The organism is Tissierella sp. (assembly GCF_052089545.1).
Taxonomy (GTDB): Bacteria; Bacillota; Clostridia; order Tissierellales; family Tissierellaceae; genus Tissierella_A.
This window is the reverse complement of record NZ_JBQDAA010000025.1, coordinates 1-18,607: the sequence shown is the minus strand read 5'-3', so window position 1 is coordinate 18,607 and position 18,607 is coordinate 1. Positions and strand designations below refer to the sequence as shown.

The 18,607-nt window shown below is 30.8% G+C and carries 19 protein-coding genes; all 19 read right to left on the bottom strand.

Annotated features, from left to right (window positions below; genetic code table 11):
* Nucleotides 1–230 precede the first annotated feature (230 nt).
* The 19 genes from ACTHW2_RS03565 to dctP all read right to left on the bottom strand — a co-directional run bounded on the left by ACTHW2_RS03565 (nt 231) and on the right by dctP (nt 18,519).
* Entirely contained in the window at nt 231–1,250 is a 1,020-nt protein-coding gene (locus ACTHW2_RS03565; RefSeq protein ID WP_442262359.1) for a PTS transporter subunit IIC, read from the bottom strand.
* A gap of 21 nt (nt 1,251–1,271) precedes the next feature.
* Entirely contained in the window at nt 1,272–2,252 is a 981-nt protein-coding gene (locus ACTHW2_RS03560; protein ID WP_442262358.1) for an ATP-binding protein, read from the bottom strand.
* Entirely contained in the window at nt 2,253–3,341 is a 1,089-nt protein-coding gene (locus tag ACTHW2_RS03555) for a DnaD domain protein (protein WP_442262357.1), read from the bottom strand. It lies immediately after the preceding gene.
* An 18-nt stretch (nt 3,342–3,359) separates the two neighbouring features.
* Nucleotides 3,360–3,962 carry a GNAT family N-acetyltransferase gene (locus ACTHW2_RS03550; RefSeq protein ID WP_442262356.1) on the bottom strand — a complete coding sequence of 201 codons (603 nt, stop codon included), beginning with the start codon at nt 3,960–3,962 and terminating at the stop codon, nt 3,360–3,362.
* An 84-nt stretch (nt 3,963–4,046) separates the two neighbouring features.
* The gene (dnaB, locus tag ACTHW2_RS03545) at nt 4,047–5,384 is read right to left on the bottom strand and encodes a replicative DNA helicase (protein WP_442262355.1); all 1,338 of its coding nucleotides are present in this window, start codon (nt 5,382–5,384) and stop codon (nt 4,047–4,049) included.
* An 11-nt stretch (nt 5,385–5,395) separates the two neighbouring features.
* Nucleotides 5,396–5,842, bottom strand: coding sequence for a 50S ribosomal protein L9 (gene rplI, locus ACTHW2_RS03540; RefSeq protein ID WP_442262354.1), 447 nt, complete (start codon nt 5,840–5,842; stop codon nt 5,396–5,398).
* A complete protein-coding gene (locus ACTHW2_RS03535) occupies nt 5,842–7,842 on the bottom strand; it encodes a DHH family phosphoesterase (RefSeq protein WP_442262353.1) in 2,001 nt (666 codons plus the stop codon). The genes rplI and ACTHW2_RS03535 overlap by 1 nt, the downstream gene beginning before the upstream one ends.
* Nucleotides 7,843–7,852: 10 nt before the next feature.
* Entirely contained in the window at nt 7,853–8,803 is a 951-nt protein-coding gene (locus ACTHW2_RS03530) for a DUF2232 domain-containing protein (protein WP_442262352.1), read from the bottom strand.
* Between the two features lie 4 nt (nt 8,804–8,807).
* Complete coding sequence (locus ACTHW2_RS03525) at nt 8,808–9,131, bottom strand: MazG-like family protein (protein ID WP_442262351.1); 324 nt, start codon at nt 9,129–9,131, stop codon at nt 8,808–8,810.
* A gap of 92 nt (nt 9,132–9,223) precedes the next feature.
* On the bottom strand, nt 9,224–9,448 hold the full coding sequence (gene rpsR / locus ACTHW2_RS03520) for a 30S ribosomal protein S18 (RefSeq protein WP_442262350.1): 225 nt from the start codon (nt 9,446–9,448) through the stop codon (nt 9,224–9,226).
* Between the two features lie 14 nt (nt 9,449–9,462).
* Nucleotides 9,463–9,894, bottom strand: coding sequence for a single-stranded DNA-binding protein (locus tag ACTHW2_RS03515; RefSeq protein WP_442262349.1), 432 nt, complete (start codon nt 9,892–9,894; stop codon nt 9,463–9,465).
* A gap of 23 nt (nt 9,895–9,917) precedes the next feature.
* Nucleotides 9,918–10,202 carry a 30S ribosomal protein S6 gene (gene rpsF, locus ACTHW2_RS03510; protein WP_442262348.1) on the bottom strand — a complete coding sequence of 95 codons (285 nt, stop codon included), beginning with the start codon at nt 10,200–10,202 and terminating at the stop codon, nt 9,918–9,920.
* A gap of 195 nt (nt 10,203–10,397) precedes the next feature.
* Entirely contained in the window at nt 10,398–11,564 is a 1,167-nt protein-coding gene (locus ACTHW2_RS03505) for a M20 metallopeptidase family protein (protein ID WP_442262347.1), read from the bottom strand.
* 51 nt (nt 11,565–11,615) lie between these two features.
* On the bottom strand, nt 11,616–12,974 hold the full coding sequence (locus ACTHW2_RS03500; protein WP_442262346.1) for an alanine/glycine:cation symporter family protein: 1,359 nt from the start codon (nt 12,972–12,974) through the stop codon (nt 11,616–11,618).
* 322 nt (nt 12,975–13,296) lie between these two features.
* A complete protein-coding gene (locus tag ACTHW2_RS03495; RefSeq protein WP_442262345.1) occupies nt 13,297–14,046 on the bottom strand; it encodes a gamma-glutamyl-gamma-aminobutyrate hydrolase family protein in 750 nt (249 codons plus the stop codon).
* Between the two features lie 30 nt (nt 14,047–14,076).
* Nucleotides 14,077–15,027, bottom strand: a complete 951-nt coding sequence (locus ACTHW2_RS03490) for a DMT family transporter (protein WP_442262344.1) — start codon at nt 15,025–15,027, stop codon at nt 14,077–14,079.
* Between the two features lie 152 nt (nt 15,028–15,179).
* Nucleotides 15,180–16,169 carry a DMT family transporter gene (locus ACTHW2_RS03485; protein ID WP_442262343.1) on the bottom strand — a complete coding sequence of 330 codons (990 nt, stop codon included), beginning with the start codon at nt 16,167–16,169 and terminating at the stop codon, nt 15,180–15,182.
* A gap of 84 nt (nt 16,170–16,253) precedes the next feature.
* A complete protein-coding gene (locus ACTHW2_RS03480; RefSeq protein WP_442262342.1) occupies nt 16,254–17,423 on the bottom strand; it encodes a M24 family metallopeptidase in 1,170 nt (389 codons plus the stop codon).
* Nucleotides 17,424–17,475: 52 nt separating this feature from the next.
* Entirely contained in the window at nt 17,476–18,519 is a 1,044-nt protein-coding gene (dctP, locus tag ACTHW2_RS03475) for a TRAP transporter substrate-binding protein DctP (protein ID WP_442262341.1), read from the bottom strand.
* Nucleotides 18,520–18,607 lie beyond the last annotated feature (88 nt).

The window sequence follows — 18,607 nt, the reverse complement described above, 5'->3', positions numbered from 1 at the left end:
TATTTACAATGCATAAGGGCCTTTATTCTTTGATTTTACTGCAAAACTCAAGATAATTTTTCCTCCTTAATTTTAAATACAAAAATACCACAACTAAGCCTTTCATTTAAAAGGCATAATTGTGGTATCTCTTCTCTCTACCATATATTTATTTATATTCACTATATCACAGTAAATTAATAGGTTCAATAATAGTTTATTATTTAACATAGCTTTTTATTACAACTTTTTTATAACTTCATATCTCCATCTCTTATGAAATCTCTTTTATACATCCATTTATATATTAAAAAAGATATTATAGCTGGCATTATAAAGTGCATAAAAGCAATCATAATTAAGACATCTACAGAAGATCCCATAGAATCAATTACTCCAAACTGTCCAACAAATCCACTTGTACCCATACCTGCTCCTGCCATATTTGCTTCCATCTTAAGTATATATGTAGATACAGGCCCAAGAATAGCTGAGGAAAGTATAGCTGGAATCCAGATAGCAGGATTTTTTATAATATTTGGTACCTGAAGCATAGAAGTTCCAAGTCCTTGAGCTAAGAAACCTCCAAATCCATTTTCCTTATATGATATAACAGCAAAGCCTATCATATTTGCAGCACAGCCTACAACACTTGCACCAGCCGCTATACCAGATAGCTTTAAAGATATAGCTATAGCTGCAGAACTTATAGGAAGTGTTAAGAGCATACCCATAAATACAGAGATTATAATTCCCATAGGTATTGGATGAAGTTCAGTTGCCATGTTAATAAATCTCCCTATATAATCCATAAATCCTGTCATATATGGAGCTATAAATTTACCAATAAATCCACCTACAAGTATTGCAGTTATTGGTACTAAGACTATATCTACCTTTGTCTTACCTGAAATAATTTTAGAACTTTCAGCTGCTATTAGAGATGTAATAAATGCCCCTACTGGTTCTCCTATGTTTATAATTGCATTAGAGCCTTCAAATATTATACTACCTGCTCCTATTGCACCTACTACTACTGATGCAAATATACCTAGAGGCGGAGCTCCTACACTATAAGCTACCCCTACTCCTATAGCAGGACCCATAAGCCTTTGGGCTGTATTACCAAAAATTACAAGTGTTTGTAAATCAAATATAGTTCCTATTTGCTTTATTATAAGACCTATAAGAAGTGATGCAAAAAGACCTAGTGCCATACCATTTAATACTTTTATAAAATATCCTTTTATACCTCTTTGATTTTGATTCATCTTTTTCTCCTTAAAGTTATTTTATTCCCATCTTAAGTCTTGACCAAAGAACTTTAGTGGTATAAATCTTTGTAGTATTCTCGAAAATATCCTATCAGTATATATTTCAGAAATTTCTTTGGGAGTTAGGTTTGTAGATATAATTGTCTTTTTCCCTTTTATAATTCTTGTATTTACAATATTAAATATTTCAGCATTTGTAAAAGTATTTGTAACTTCTGTTCCTAGATCATCTATTATAAGAAGATCTGAGTCAAATAGTAAGTCGTATTCATAAAAGTTCCTATCCTTTTTTTTGTTTCCAAATCTTTTTCTTTCAAGTATCTCAAGTATGGTAAAGGCAGTTTGATAAACTACTATCTTATCCTTATCTAAAAGAGCCTTTGCAATACAGGAGCAAAGAAAGGTCTTTCCAAGTCCAGTTGTACCATAAAAAAGTAGATTGTCCTCATTATTGTCATCAAAGTTAGCTATAAAGCCTTCAGATATACCTATTATATCTAACATATTTTCACGTGGAGTCATAGATTCTCCTTCAAAATGTTCATCTTTGAAAAGATTTATATCAAAGTTTTTAAAGTTATCCTTTAATAAATTTGTTTCTATATTGCTCATCTTATATGCCCTAGAAACTAACCTTTGTTTTAAACAATTACACTTTCTACCATTTTCCAGGTATCCAGTATCTTTACAAATCTTACAAGAATAGTTTTTGTCCATATAATCTTTTGGAATATTTGACTCTGTAAGAATAAATGCTTTTTCCATCTTTAATTTTTCTATTTTTTCTTTAGCCTTTTGCATATTCTTCTTATAAGTATCAGGGTTTCCAATAATGTGCTTGGACATATCTAATCCTATCTTAAATATATCTTCATCAATTCTTTTAATAGCCGGTATCTTTCTATATACTTCCTCAACCCTAAGTCTTTGAAGTCTTTCTTCCTCATATCTTTTCTTTTCATAATCTAAATGAATCTCTTTTAAAATATCTTTATACATCTATGCATCACCCTTAGCCCTTTGACTATAAGCATTTCTTTTTCTTCTGGCTATATCTTCTAATTCATCAGAAGAGTATTTATCAGTTCTTTGTTCAAAGTTATGAAATCTTGTAACGCTAGCCTGTGCTTTTTTATTAGATCCCTTATTAGATTTTGTGCTTGTCTTCTTTTCCTTTTTATCTAAGCTTTCTATATCACTAATAGTTTTAATACCTTTTTCATACCATGATTTTAGTATTCCATTTACATAGTTTACACTAGGCCTTGCTGTCTTATCTTGTTCACATGCCTGAAGTACAAGTTCAAGTGTAAAGTCCCACTTTTTAAACCATACATCCATAGTCTTTATTTCATCTGCCCTAACAGGCCTTTTATCAAGTCCTAAAGCCTTCATTACACTTTGGTACTTATAATAGTTTTCATCTTCCTTTTTAAAGTGTTCCATCAAGGCTTCCATATTTGTAAGTCCATCATTATACCAGTTTCTTACTATAGCTTCTATATATGGTAGTTTATTTACTCCCCTTCTTTCTATTGAGTAGTAAAATGCCTTTTCAATAACATCTGGATTCATATTATAATCATGGATCCAGTTTAAAATCTTTTTCTTTTCATTTGGAACTGTTTGCCTTCTCAATATATAGTCTATATTGTTAAACATATTGTTTATTTCTGGTACTTTATTTGCATCTACTAAATCTTTTGTATCATCTAATTTAGGTTTTACAACCTTTTTATCTTCTGCCCAAAGGTTTATATTATTTTTTATGTAAAGTTGCTTTAAGTTTAAAAACCTTATTTCATAATTTACATTGCGCGTGCCTTCTTCTCTTACTTTTTCTATAATTCCTTTTTCTTCCCAAAAATCCCATGACCTCAAAACATCTTCTAGGGGAAGGTCTAGGTGTTTTGCAATAGTACTATTGTTTACTTCTATATTTGTATCCTTATCATGAGCATATTTATATCCAAGTAAATATACCTTTACATAGGTACCATTTGCCATAGGCATATAGTCATTTATAAATATGTTCTCAATAGGAGTATCTCCTAAGTCCATATCTGTAGTTTGTAAAACAAAACTCATATGATTCACTCCGTTATCTTACTTATTTTTTGAACTATTCATTAAAAAAACTTGTCTATCAAGTTTCATCTTATATATATAATTATATACTTTTCCATCACTTATTACAAAGGAGGATTCAGTATCTTTATAATAAGAACTCGTAGTATCTATTTCTTCATCAAAAAATTCTTCTAGATAATAAGCTATATTTTTAAAACCCATTTTTTTATACACCCTATAAGCTCTATTATTGAATTCTGCCACTTCTAAATACATTCTTTTCATTTGCATATCTGTAAAATATCTTTTTAAAAAGTATTGTAAAACTTCACTTCCATAGCCCATATCTAAAAAATTAGGATCCAATACTATTCCCAAAGTAGATTCCTTTTTAAAAGATTTTATCTCCTTCATTCCCATATAACCAATAAGTCTACCTTCTTTTGTGCTTATTCCAAAATATTTATTGAAAAATGATCTAGTTTTTATCTTATGCCATTTTTTTATTTGATTATCAGTCATCTCAGGGAAATTATAGTCTTCTAAAAGAGGATTTTTATGCTTTCCCCATTTTCTCATATCGAACACATCTTGAAGTTTTAGCGGTCTTATTATTATTCTTTTTCCTATTATCTCCATACTTATCTCCTATAGATAAAATTTACTTCGGACTCTTTTGAATCCGAAGTAATTATTTTCTTGTTTTTAAATATTTTTTAAAAATTATTCACTTATAAAATTTTCTTTGTTTAAGAATTTTGTATATTCTTTCTTAAATACAAGTTCTACAGTTCCAGTAGGTCCGTTTCTATGTTTAGCTATAATAAGTTCTCCAATATTTTTTTGTTCTGAATCCTCGTTATAATAATCATCCCTATATAAAAACATAACAACATCAGCATCCTGCTCTATAGCTCCAGATTCACGAAGGTCTGAAAGTATAGGTCTATGGTCTGCTCTTAGTTCAGGTGCACGTGAAAGCTGTGACAGAGCTACTACTGGGCATTCCATCTCTTTAGCTAAAGCTTTAAGCCCTCTAGATATAGATGAAATCTCCTGCTGTCTACTTTCTTGTCTTCCTTCCATTTGCATAAGCTGTAAATAGTCTATGAGAACTAGGTCTAGTCCTTGTTCTATTTTAAGACGTCTACATTTTGCTTTCATTTCCATAAGAGATATACCTGCCGTATCATCTATAAATACATCAGCTGCTGAAAGTGGTCCCATAGAGTTTATAATATTTAACCACTCTTCTTCATCTAGCCTTCCACTTATAATCTTTTGAAGATCTACATGGGCTGTAGCCGAAATCATTCTTTGGACAAGCTGTTCTTTACTCATCTCAAGTGAAAATACTGCTACCTTTGCTCCAACTTTTAAAGCACTATTAGTAACCATGTTTATCCCCAGAGCTGTTTTTCCCATGGATGGACGTGCAGCTAATAGTACTAAATCGGATTTTTGAAAGCCTGATAGGTTCATATCAATATCTAAAAATCCTGTCGTAAGTCCAGTAAGTCCACCTTTGTTTGCAGCCATCTCTTCAATCTTAGCAAAACTATCTAAAAGAACTTCATTTATAGGTGCAAATCCTTCTCTTTGGCTTCCTTGTGTTATATCAAATATATTTTTTTCTGCTACTTCTATTATAGTGTTTACTTCTTCACTATCTTCATATGCTTTTCCTATAATCTCATTGCTAGAAGCTATAAGCTTTCTAAGTGTTGATTTTTCATCAACTATCTTACAATAATATTCAGTATTTGCAGTTGTTGCAACACCACCAGAAAGATTAGCAAGGTAGGTAACTCCCCCTACAGCTTCTAGGCTTCCTCTTGACCTTAACTCTTCTTGAAGAGTTATTATATCTACTGGTTCATTTTTATTAAATAAATCTATTATAGCTCCATATATCTCTCCATTTGTTTCCTTATAAAAATCTTCTGGACGAATTATTTCTACAGCTGTATTTATAGCTGTTTTATCTACTATCATAGAACCTAAAACTGACTGTTCTGCTTCAATACTATGAGGTGGTATACGTCCTATCCCTCTTTCCATATTATCAAATCCTATTCTACTGTAACATTTACTTTTAAGCTAGCCGTTATCTCTGGATATACTCTTACTTCAACTACAGTTGTTCCACCCGTTTTAATATTATCTTTTAATTCTATCTTTCTTTTATCTACTTCTATTTTGTGCTGCTTTTTCAAAGCTTCACCTATATCTTTACTTGTTATGGAACCAAAAAGCCTTCCGCCTTCTCCACCCTTTGATTTCATTTCTACAACTACCTTCTCTATATCTTCTTTAAGCTTTAGTGCTTCTGCCTTTTCTTTCTTTTCTCTTTTTTCCTTTTCTTTCATTTCCTTCTTCCAGCTTTTTAAATTAGTAGATGTTGCTTCTATCGCTGAACCTTTAGGAATTAAAAAGTTTCTAGCATAACCTGTTTTTGCATTTACAAGTTCATCCTTTTTCCCTAATCCTTTTACGTCTTCTAATAATATAACTTTCATTATTCTTTTGCCTCCCCTAAATATTTTTCTACTGCATCTATTAACATTGTTTCTGCTTCATCCAAACTGGTACTATCAAGCTGAGTTGCTGCACTTGTTAAGTGTCCTCCACCTTGTAAAGATTCCATTATAAGTTGTACTGAAATATTTCCAAGACTTCTTCCTGATATATGAACCCTATCGTCTGATGGAGTTAATACAAAAGAAGCTTCGACTCCATTTATATCCAATAGCTCATTGGCAGACTGGGCAGCTATAAGTATGCTACTATCTACCTCTTCTTTAAGTCTTCCTATGGCAATTTTGTCAAATACTATTTTTGATGAGCTTATAACATCAGCACGATTTACAAATGTATTATAATCATCTCTGAAAAGTTGCCTTACATTTGTAGAATCAGCCCCTGATCTTTTAAGAATAGAAGCTGCCTCAAATGTTCTTACACCAGTTTGAAAACTAAAGTTTTTAGTATCTACTGTAATACCTGCAAGAAGAGCTTCTGCTTCAAATTTAGTAAGATTTATATCATCACTCATATAGGTTAAAACTTCAGTTACTAGTTCACTAGCTGAAGATGCATAAGGTTCTAAATAAGTCAGTACTGGATTTTCTACAAATTCGGTTCCTCTTCTATGATGGTCTATTATTACAATCTTCTTAGCTAGTTCTACCAGTTTAGGACTTTCAGTAAAACTTGGTTTATGGTTATCAACTAAAATTAAAAGTGAATCTTCATCTATTTTATCTTCCGCCTCATCAGGCGTTATTATATTTTTTAAAAGTTCTGGTTGTTCTAATTTTAATTTTTGAAGTAAATTTTTTATAGAAGGATTTTCTTCTTTTAGTACTAAGTATCCCTCTTTTTTTCTATTTTTAATACATCTAAGAACACCAATAGCTGAACCTATAGCATCCATATCAGGGTTTTTATGTCCCATTACAAATACTGTAGAAGATTGTTCTATAAGTTGTCTTAGTGCGTAGGCTATAACTCTTGCTCTTACCTTATTTCTCTTTTCTACAGCCTTTGATTTTCCACCATAGAATTCAAAGTTACCATCTTTATTTATAACTGCCTGATCTCCACCCCTACCTAGGGATATATCAATAGCAGCTCTTGCATCCTTAAAGGAAGTTAAAAAGTCCTCTCCATTTTCAGATGTTCCCATACTAAGAGTTATAGGTATAGTATTACCAAATTCTAACTCCCTCATCTCATCTAATATATCAAACTTTCTATCTTTTATATTTTTAAATGACTTATTATTTAATATTATTATATATTTATCATCTTCATACTTTCTAACTAATGCATTATAATCAGAAAAGTATTCTCTAATTCTTTTATCAATCTCAGCAAATAAAAGAGGTCTATTTATATCTGGTGTTGTATTTTTTACATCATCATAGTTGTCTACATAAGCTATCATAAGTACTGTAATTTCATCTTCATATTTGTTTTTCAAATCAATGAAATCTGTGTTTTCTACCCAATATAGCATTATGATATTATTTTCATCATCTGTTGCATTAACCTTTTTCTTACCCTTTACAAAATTTAAATGTACTAAATAGTCTTTATCATCGTATTCTATAGATATAGGCTTTTTTTCATCACCTTCTAATATATCCGGTAAGCTAAGCTTTGGTACTACATCACTAATTTTTTCATTTAATATTTCTTTTTCTACTATCATATCTAAAAACGGAGTATTGTACCATACAATATTTCCTCTTTTATTTATCATAACTAAAGGGAAAGGCATATTAAATATGGCATGCTTTGTAGCAGATTCAAAAGTTTCAGATAGATCTTCTACATATTTATCTATTCTTTTATTATCTTCACTTGCCCCTATAAAGTTTAAATATATTGTATAGGCAAATGCAAAAGCTGCAATAAGACCGATTACTGGTTCAAATATAGTTATTATAAGTACAAACACACCCGAAACTATCATTTGTATCTTATTGTCATGCCAGTGAAACAAATTATTCATATATACCCTCCTAATGGGATTTTTTCTTTCTTAATTTTCTTAAATCAAATATAAGGTCTACCAATCCTACTATAGTCACAATAGAAACTAAAGATGTAGAAAATATAAAAGTTATGTAAAAAATCAATTTAAATATAATATTAAGCTTCAACTTATTTAAAAGATGATCTATTACAGATAAACCTTGTATAAAAAGACCCATACTTATAAGGACCCCAATATTTATAAATACAGTTTCATAATATGTAAATCCTAACTGTCCTGACAGAAATGTTAATCCAAACATTATTATAGTTCCAAGTACAACATTATTTGGAAGTCTAAATTTAGCAAATTTAGATATATTTACTATATTGATTCCCACTCGCTTTAATATCATACTAGATAATAAATAATTTATATAGCTTACAAGAGTAGATAATATTAAAACCAAGGATGGAATAATAAGCAATAGATATTGATAAGTATCTTCTAATAACTGTTTTGTTGTAAAAATTTCATAATTACTAAGGTCTATATTTTCTATTGTTTCAAGTTGCATATCTACAATCTGTTTAAAGGTGCTCTCTATGTATTTTACTACATCTATTCCAAGTAAATTTATAATAATAAACATTATAAGTATTGACACAAAAAATGTTAAGGATGAAAAACCTAGAATTTCAGTATTATTTTTCCTCTTTTTTATAAGAGTTGATATTATAATTGTAAATGGTAAAAAAGTAATAGCTAAAAATATTCCTATCTTTATAGACTCTACAATTGATATTATTATTATAGTAACTATCATATTCGTAATACCTTCATTTAATCCATCTTTTATAATATTAGAAACAAAAAGTACTGGAAATAGTATTAATATAAATTGAATATAATGTAAACCAAATAATGCCAAAAGTGTAGATACTATTATTATAATAAATGATTTTAAATAAAAATTATTTATTCCTTCTTCTTTCAAATAATCACCTCTTATTTTCTCTTGTTTCTATATGTTCCATTAAACTACTCAAATCTCCATACCATTTTTCAATCTTATGCTCCTGGATTAGATTTAGCTTTATATTTCCTTTTAAAGCTAGATCTAAAGAATTATAATCTATACCAAGTCTTTTACCCAAAACATAAGATTCAAGTATTATATTTGAAATCAAATCTTCTAAATTTTCTCTAGAGGTATTTTCATTATTTGCCATGTCTTTATATAAATGTGAAATATTGCCCAAAAGCTCAGCTTTTAACCACTCTATCGTTTTCATATTTTTAATAACATCTATTTCTTTATTCATGGTAATTTCACCCCTTAGTTTTAAAATCTCTTACTAAAATGATACATATTTCAGGTCAATAAGTCAAATAAAAAAGAGAGGAATATCCTCTCTTATTCTGCACTATATGGAAGTAATGCTACTTGCCTAGCTCTTTTAATAGCTATAGTAAGTTCTCTTTGATGTTTTGAACAGTTTCCGTTAACTCTTCTTGGAAGAATTTTTCCATTATCTGTTATATGTCTGTTTAATTTATTTATATCTTTATAGTCTATTGTGTTTGATTTATTAGAACAATAACTACAAATCTTTTTTCTTGGTTTAAATCTTCTTTGCATTTCTCATTCCTCCTCTAAAATGGAATATCATCATTTTCTATTGGATGGAAATCTTGTACATCTGAAAAGTCAGAACCTTTAGAAGCAGAATCTCCTTGAGGTTTATCTCCCCATTCAAGAAACTCTACATTTTGAGCTACTACATCAGTAGTATATCTTTTAGTTCCATCCTTTGCTTCATAGCTACCTGATTGAATTCTACCTTGAACCCCTACAAGTCTACCTTTTGCTAAGTAATTAGCACAATTCTCGGCCATTCTACCCCAAACAACTATATTTACGAAGTCAGCTGTTGGCTGATTTCTAGACTCCATCTCTTGTTTTTTTTCTTTTGATACAGCTTTATCTATCGCTAATGAAAAAGTAGATACAGCTTGACCTGAATTTGGAATATATCTTAGTTCAGGATCACGAGTTAATCTTCCTATTAATACAACATTATTCATTTATTCAACACCATCCTTTAAGATTATTCATCTTGTTTAATGATCATATGTCTCATAATGCTGTCAGAAATCTTAGCAATTCTATTTAATTCCTGAATAACTTCTGGTTTAGCCTCAAAGTTAATTAAGACATAATAACCTTCACCTATATCATCGATTAAATAAGCAAGTTTTCTATTACCCCACTCATCAATGTTTGAAATGGAACCTTCTTCTTCAATTATACCTTTAAATCTATCTAATAAGTTATTTCTTTTTTCTTCTTCTAGACTAGGTAAAAATATATATACTGCTTCATATTTTCTCAACAAATTTCACCTCCTTTTGGACTATCGGCCCTATATATGCTATAGAGCAAGGAATACTTAAGTATTATACCACTAAGTTTTGATTGTTACAAGCCTTTTATATATGAAATACATTTTATTTGAAATTAATTTTACTTTATATAAAAAGGAAGCATTTCACAACTAATCTAATAGTTATGAAATACCTCTTTTGTTTTAAGATAAATATTCTAAAGCAGATCTAACATGCATCTCTACACCTAAAGCTAGTGAGTCTTCATCTATATTAAATTTAGGATGGTGATGAGGATAGTCTGTTCCTTTTTTCTCATCAGCAACTCCTACAAATATAAATGTACTTGGAACTTCATTAGAGAACTCTGAGAAGTCTTCTCCTAACATAACAGATATATCTGTATCTAATATATTTTCCTCCCCTACAACTTCTTTTCCTGCTCTTTTAGCTAAACTTGTTATAGCTTCATCATTATTTAATAAAGTATTTCCACATTTGAATTCTAATCTAGCTTTTGTTCTACTTGTTTTTGCTATACCCTCTACTATTTCTCTAAATCTTTCTTGTATTTCTTTGCTACCATCGTGCAGACATCTAAGTGATCCTTCTATTACTACCTTTTCTGGTATAATTATTGGTGATGTACCAGAGTTTATCTTTCCAAAGGTTACTATGGTAGGTTTTAATGCATCTATTTCATTTACAACCATCTCTTGCAGGGCTTTCATCATATCTATCCCTGGAAGTATAGGATTTATAGCAGTATGAGGTGCTCCGCCATGTCCTCCCATTCCATTTACAGTCAATGTGAAGTAATAACTCGATGCCATAAGTGGACCTGCTGTTATCCCTAGTTTACCACTTTCAATAGGTGACCAAAGATGCATTCCAAGTGCCGCATCTACCTTAGGATCTTCTAATACTCCTTCATCTATCATTACATGGGCACCTGCATCTTCTTCATTTGGTTGAAAGACAAATTTTATATTTCCTTTTATTTTGTCTTTCTTTTTTGATAAAATCTTTGCTGCAATAAGCATCATAGATAAGTGCCCATCATGACCACATGCATGCATCTTACCTTTTTCTAGGGATGCAAAGTCTAAACCTGTCTCTTCTTCTACTGGTAGTGCATCCATATCAGTTCTAAGCATAAGTGTTTTCCCTGGGTTATCACCCTTAAGTAATCCAACTACACCTGTTTGTGCAACACCTTCCTCTACTTCTAGTCCTAAATCTTTTAAATATTTTGCTACTATTTTTCCTGTTCTAAATTCTTCAAACCCTAGTTCAGGATGCTTGTGAAAATCTCTTCTTAAAGATATTAACTCATCCTTTAATTCTGCTACTTCTTTTTTTATGTTCATAAAACTTTCCTCCTAAAAAATTAAGGTTTTCATCATAATATATATTTTTAATTATGCTTTTGTTTTTAGTCGCACATGATTATTAAAATAATCGTTTGTAAGCTCAACTACTTCCTTACTTAATATGGTTATAACAATTAAGTTTATTGCAACAGTTATACCCATAAATGTATCTAGTAATCCCCAAATAGCTTCTAATCCTCCTACTGCTCCTCCTACTAATATTAATAAATATACATACCTAAATGGTTTTATTATTTTATTACCAAAGCAATATATCCCACCTATTTCAGCGTAATATTGAGCTACCAAAAGTGTAGTGAAAGCAAATACTGTAGTAGATAAGGTAACTATTAAATCTCCAGGACCTGCTAAACCGTCTCTAAAAGCTAGGGCTGTTAGACTAGCTCCTACTTCTCCACTTTTCCATGCCCCTGTAACTAATATTATTAAGGCAGTTATCGTACAAACTACTATAGTATCTATAAATACTTCAAATATTCCCCACAAACCTTGTTTTGCTGGGTGATCAGTTGTAGCTGTTGCATGGGCTATTGGTGATGTACCCATACCAGACTCATATGAGTATACTCCTCTAGAAAATCCATTTCTTATCATTATAGCAAAGGTTGCTCCTACAAATCCACCAGTTGCTGACATACCTGTAAATGCACTACCAAATATCAATTTAAATACCGCTGGAACTTCCCCAATATTTGTAAATATAATAATAAGTCCAAATCCTATATATAATACAGCCATAGTTGGAACTACCTTTTCAGCAAAAACACCAATTCTTTTTATTCCACCTATTATAACTATTCCTGCTAATACTGCTAATACTACTCCTACGTATATAGGTTTTATTCCAAAAGAAGCATCCATTACATCTGCTATGGAGTTTGATTGAATAGCTCCACTTATAGAAAACTGTAAGAATAGTAAAAAACTCCAAAATACTGCTAGCCATTTCCACTGCTTACCCATACCATTTGTGACCATGTACATAAATCCACCACGATAAATTCCAGTTTCTGGATCCTTTTCTCTGTATTTCATTCCTAAAACAATCTCTGCATACTTTGCAACTGCAGCAAATACAGCTACTACCCACATCCAAAATACTGCACCAGGACCTCCTAAGGCAATTGCTACACCAACACCTGCTATATTTCCTACCCCTAAAGTCCCTGCCAAAGCAGAAGATACAGCTTGAATAGGTGTTAAAGTACCTTCACCACTTGCTTCTTCCTTGCTAAACATTGTACCTACAGTATTTTTCATTATGTAGCCAAATTTTCTAAATTGAAAAAACTTAAGTCTAAAAGAAAATATAACTGACACTGCAATTATTATTATTACCAAGGGCCAACCCCACATCCAATTCGTAAATGCCATTATTAAATCCATTTTAAATCCTCCTTTTTAATATTTTATTATTTTACCTATGCTGCAAACGCAGGTTCTAATATAACTATTAAAATAAATATCATTTTATAGAGATATTTATTTTAATAGTTATATTAATATTGTTGTAAAATTCTGACGTCTAGAAAACAAAGTTTAAGAATAATTCAAACTTTGTCAGTGACTTATATTATAATATACTAGGAAAACATTTTCACCAGCAAAGTTGTATGAAGTGACCTACCTATTTATATACAAATTATATACATTCATCTTGAATTTTAATACATATAATTGCATAATCACAAAAAAGTTGCAATGAATTTTATTCATTGCAACTTTTAATAAATTTTGTAATTATCTCTTGTTGTTTATCATTGTGACTGGCCATCATTTCAGGATGCCATTGTAAACCTAAAATAAATCTTTCATTATTATCCTTAAGTTCTAGTGCTTCAACAACCCTATCATCTGATCTAGCTACAGACTTTAAATTAGAAGCTATATCTTTTACTCCTTGATGATGAAATGAATTTACCCTTAAACTTTTAGTATCTACAATTTTTTCAAGCAAACTATCCTTTTCAATAAATATATCATGAGTTCCTTCATGTCTTTTAAGTTTTGATAAAGAATGTGATTGAAAGTCGTTTTTGACTAAATCTTGATACATATTGCCACCAAAAGCTACATTCATTATCTGCATTCCACGGCATACTCCTAAAAGTGGTTTATTAGTTTTTTCAATAATATGTTTTGCGCAAAATATATCTTGCTTATCACGCTCTGTGATAACAAAACCTGTTTCAGCTACTGCTCTTTCATCAAAGAATTTTGGGTTAATATCATTTCCTCCAGTTAAAATAAGCCCATCTATTCGCTCTAAAATCTCTTCTACTAATTTTATATCATCTATAAGAGGGATTATGAAGGGTATACCCCCGCCTCTAACAACAGCGGCTATATAATCGTCAGCAAGAACTTGCCACTCTTGTTCTGGTGCACCTATGCCTTGTTTCATAGGCGCTTTATCGTCATAACTATAGTTGGAAGTAATTCCAATAATTGGCTTCATATTTAAAATCCTCATTTCTAAAATATTATTTTAATATATATCTATTTGTTCTTTATTTTCTGAAATCTTGTCCTTTACAGTCTTTTCATTTATTATAAATATTGAAATAAATACTAATAATACCCCTATAATTTCTATTATAGATAAACTTTGTCCAAAAATCAAGAATGATCCCACTATAGAAACTGGAACTTCAAAGGTTGATATTATTGATGCCTTACTAGATTCTACTCCAAAATATAACCCCTTTAGATACAATAAATGACTTACTGCTGTCGGCAGAACCCCAAGCATAATTACAAACAAATATACTAATGGACTAAACTCTATATTTAAGACAGCAAAAGGACTTGAGAAAGCAAGAGAAAATACAAATGCAAATCCAAGTGTGTATGTCAGTAAAGTAATTTCTTCATAATCATCAACTATAAATTTATTTATTATAGCCATTGTTCCAAAAAATAAACTTGACCCTAATCCATAAAATATACCAATTATATTAAAATTTAAAGATTTAAAACTTCCACCTGTTACAGTGATCCATGCTCCAATCACTGCGAGTATCAATGCAGTCATTTTTTTAGTCGTTATCTTTTCCTTAAATAGGATGCGCGATATTATAGTTACCAAAATTGGCGATGTATATAATAAGGTAACCGAAGTTGCTATACTTGTTTCCTCAATAGCCTTAAAAACAAAAAGATTAAATAATGCGTGGCAGACAAGACCAATAATTGCTGCATAGCCTAGGCCTCTTCGATCAATTTTCAGTAGACTCCTATCCTTATATAAGATATATATAAACATAGTTAAAAAACCAAATAACATCTTTAAAGATACTAGATCTTTAGCATCTATACCATTATCTAGTATGTACTGGGTATATAGTAAAGCTGTTCCCCATAAGATGCTACTTGCCAATATCAATAAGCTACCTTTCTTAATATTCTTTTCTTTATCTTTAGTTTTATCGTATTTCATATTAAAAACAACCCCTATATAAAGTAATTGTAGCCCTTGTATCTTAAAGAATATTCTCCAATTCACAAAATATAGCTATGGCATTAAGATTTAAAGAGTAACTTGTCACAGTTTACTATAATATAATTTTCCCAATATTAGAAAAATATTTTTTAAATATTATTTTGCTTCATTTCTAATTGTTCTTTGTTTTCTATATCTTCTTGTTTTTCATCCTCTAAAACATCATCTCGTGCTTTCTTTTCATTTATTATAATTATAGAAGTCACAACTAATAATACTCCAATCGCTTCTACTAAAGATAATTTTTGACCAAATATAAGAACTGATCCCACTATAGAAACTGGCACTTCAAATGTTGCAATTATTGCAGCCTTGCTAGATTCTACACCAAGAGATAAACCCTTTAAATATATTAAATAACTAATAGCTGTGGAAAATACTCCAAGCATAATTACAAATATATATACTAATGGATTAAATTCTATATGTAAAATTGCTAACGGATTTGAAAAAGCAAGAGAAAATATAAATGCAAATCCAAGTGTATATGTGAGCAGAGTAGTTCCTTTATAATCATTAACTATAAATTTATTTATTATAGTCATGGTACCATAAAAAAGACCTGCCCCTAGACCATAAAACACACCAACAGTGTTGAAGCTTAAGGATTTAAAACTTCCACTTGTTACAGTAAGCCACGATCCTATAACTGCAAATATTAATGCAAACATCTTTTTAGTCGTTATTTTTTCTTTAAATAAGATACGTGATATTATGGCTACAAAAATTGGAGATGTATATAATAAAGTAACTGTAGTTGATATGGTTGTTCTTTCGATAGCTTCAAACATAAAGAGATTGTATAAGGCATGACAGACAAGACCAATAACTGCTGCATATCCTAGTCCCCTTCTATCAATTTTCAGTAGACTCCTATCCTTATATAATATATATATAAACATAGTTACAAAACCAAATAACATCTTTAAGGATACTAGATCTTTAGAGTCTATACCATTATCTAGTATGTACTGACTATATAGTAAAGCTGTTCCCCATAAAATACTACTTCCCAGTATTAGTAAACTACCCATATTAATAATTTTACCTTTATTTTTAATTGTATTATTAGATTTCATATTCTATAACAACTCCTTATAGAACAAAAAGAAAGGTGCTAGCACCTTTCTTATGTCTTATTATTATGATTTGATTTTATATTCTTATTTTACAAATAGTTTTCTTTCAAAGTCAGCTAAAGGTTTTGCTCCGTCTTTAGTTATGTGTAAAGCTTCACTTATTTCTACTCCAAAGTCTTCATAGTACATTCCTGGAATTATATGAATAGTCATATTTTCCTTTAGTACTGTTTTATCTCCAGGTCTGAAACTAACTGTACCTTCACCCCAGTCAGGTGGGTAGTTAAGTCCTGTTGAGTAACCTATTCTTGACTCTTTAAACATATCATATTTCTTTAGATTGTTAGCCCATACAGCTTCTACTTCTTCAGCTGTTACTCCTGGCTTAGCAAAGTCTATTACCTTGTTTAATCCTTCAAGTGTAATCTTAACTGTATCATCTAACTTCTTAGTTGGTTTTCCAAGAGAGATAGTTCTAGACATTGGTGAATGGTATCTTTGGTAACATCCAGCAAGTTCAAAGATTACTATATCTCCATCTTTATATTTTTCATCTGTCCAAGTTAAGTGACACGCTCCTGCATCTACTCCTGTTGGCATTAATGGAACTATAGAAGTATAGTCTCCACCAAACTCTTTTGTTCCTTCAGTAAATGTACGATAGATTTCAGCTGCCATATCATTTTTTCTAACTCCTACATTTAGGAAATCTATGGCATCTCCCATACCTTTTTCCATTATCTTTCCAGCACGCTTCATATATCTTATTTCCATGTCAGATTTTATAATTCTAACCCAGTTTACTAGTTCTTTAGCATCTTCAAATTTTGCATTTGGAAGACCTTTTTGTAAGCTCATATAGCATTGAGCTGTAAAGTAATAGTTATCCATTTCTACTGCAATATTCTTCTTTCCAAGTCCTTTTTCCTTAAGTACATCCGCTACAAAATCCATAGGATGTCTTTCATGACTTTGTACGTATTTATCACTATATGCTAAGATATTGTCATGATCTAACCATGCAGTCTTTCTAGCTGCTATAGCATCCATAAATCTTCCTATCCATATTGGCTCTTCATGCTCTAATGATACTACCACCATTTGATGTACATAAAATGACCAAGCGTTGTAACCAGTAAGATAGTTCATGTTTGCTGGATCTGTAACAAGCATTACATCAATGCCTCTTTCCTCCATCTTTGCTTTTGTATTAGCAACTCTGGCTTGATACTCTTCTTTACTAAATTCTAACATATATTCCACTCCTTTTATAATTTATAGTGTCCTTGAAATTTATAATAAATTATTATTTGTTGCCTTCTTCACTAATTCTAGCTGAATCTTCTCTTATTATTTCTAATATTTCCTTACCCTTGTCTCCAACTGAGTTTCTATATACTTCTCTAGCTGGACCACTAGCTTCTCTAAATACGTCTCTTTCTTCTGGAGTAAGTTCAATTATTTCAATATCACTAGACTCTTTTATCATTTCTAGTCTCTTTTCATTTAGTTCAGCTTGTTCTTCAATTATAAAATCATTTAATTCGTATGCTATTTCATCTACCATCTTTTGCATTTCTGGGTCTAGTTGATCATAGAAGTCAGGTTGTGTAACAAGTGCAGCTACGAATCCGTCCTGTCTAGCATTTATTAAATAATCTTGTACCTCATAGAATCCCATCTCTTGGATTGCAAATACTGGGTTTACTTGTGCATCTATTTGCTTAAGTTGCAGTCCTGTATAAACTTCCATGTAAGGCATTGGTGTAGGGTTTGCATTGTATGCTTGATAGCTTGATACTATAAGTGGGGAAGCCATAGTTCTTATACTAACCCCTTCAAAGTCTTCAGGACTTCTTATAGGCTTATCAGCTGTCCATGCATTCCAACCTTCATAAAACCAGTCTAATACCTTTAATTCATTTTCTTCATTTATTTCATTCAACATCTCTACACCTTTACTTGTTCTAAGTAGTTCTTGTATTTGTTCGTCTTCCTCAGGAAGTAAAAAGTGATTGTAAAAAACGTTGTTTTCTGGAACTGTTGTTGAACTCGTACCAGGGTTTACTATGGAAAAGTCAAGAAGTCCACCTTGTTGGAACTCTAAGTAGTCCATAACTCCGCCTATTTCACCAGTTCTATAGATTTCTACAGTTATATCTCCGTCTGTTCTTTCTTCAACAAGTCTTTTAAACTCATGGGCATATATATCTTGAATTGCTCCAACAGTCTCTTCGTGTCCAAATCTCCAAACAGTTTGTTCACTTGCCTCTGGTGTTCCAGAACATCCAGATGCAATTACCATTGTAAGAGCAAGTAATAAGACTAAAGTCGTTATTCTTTTTTTCATTTTAAAATCCTCCTTCCATTAATATAATAGGTTTCTAGAAAACAGTGCTACTTGTGGGAAAAATATCATTAGTGCTGAAACTATAAAG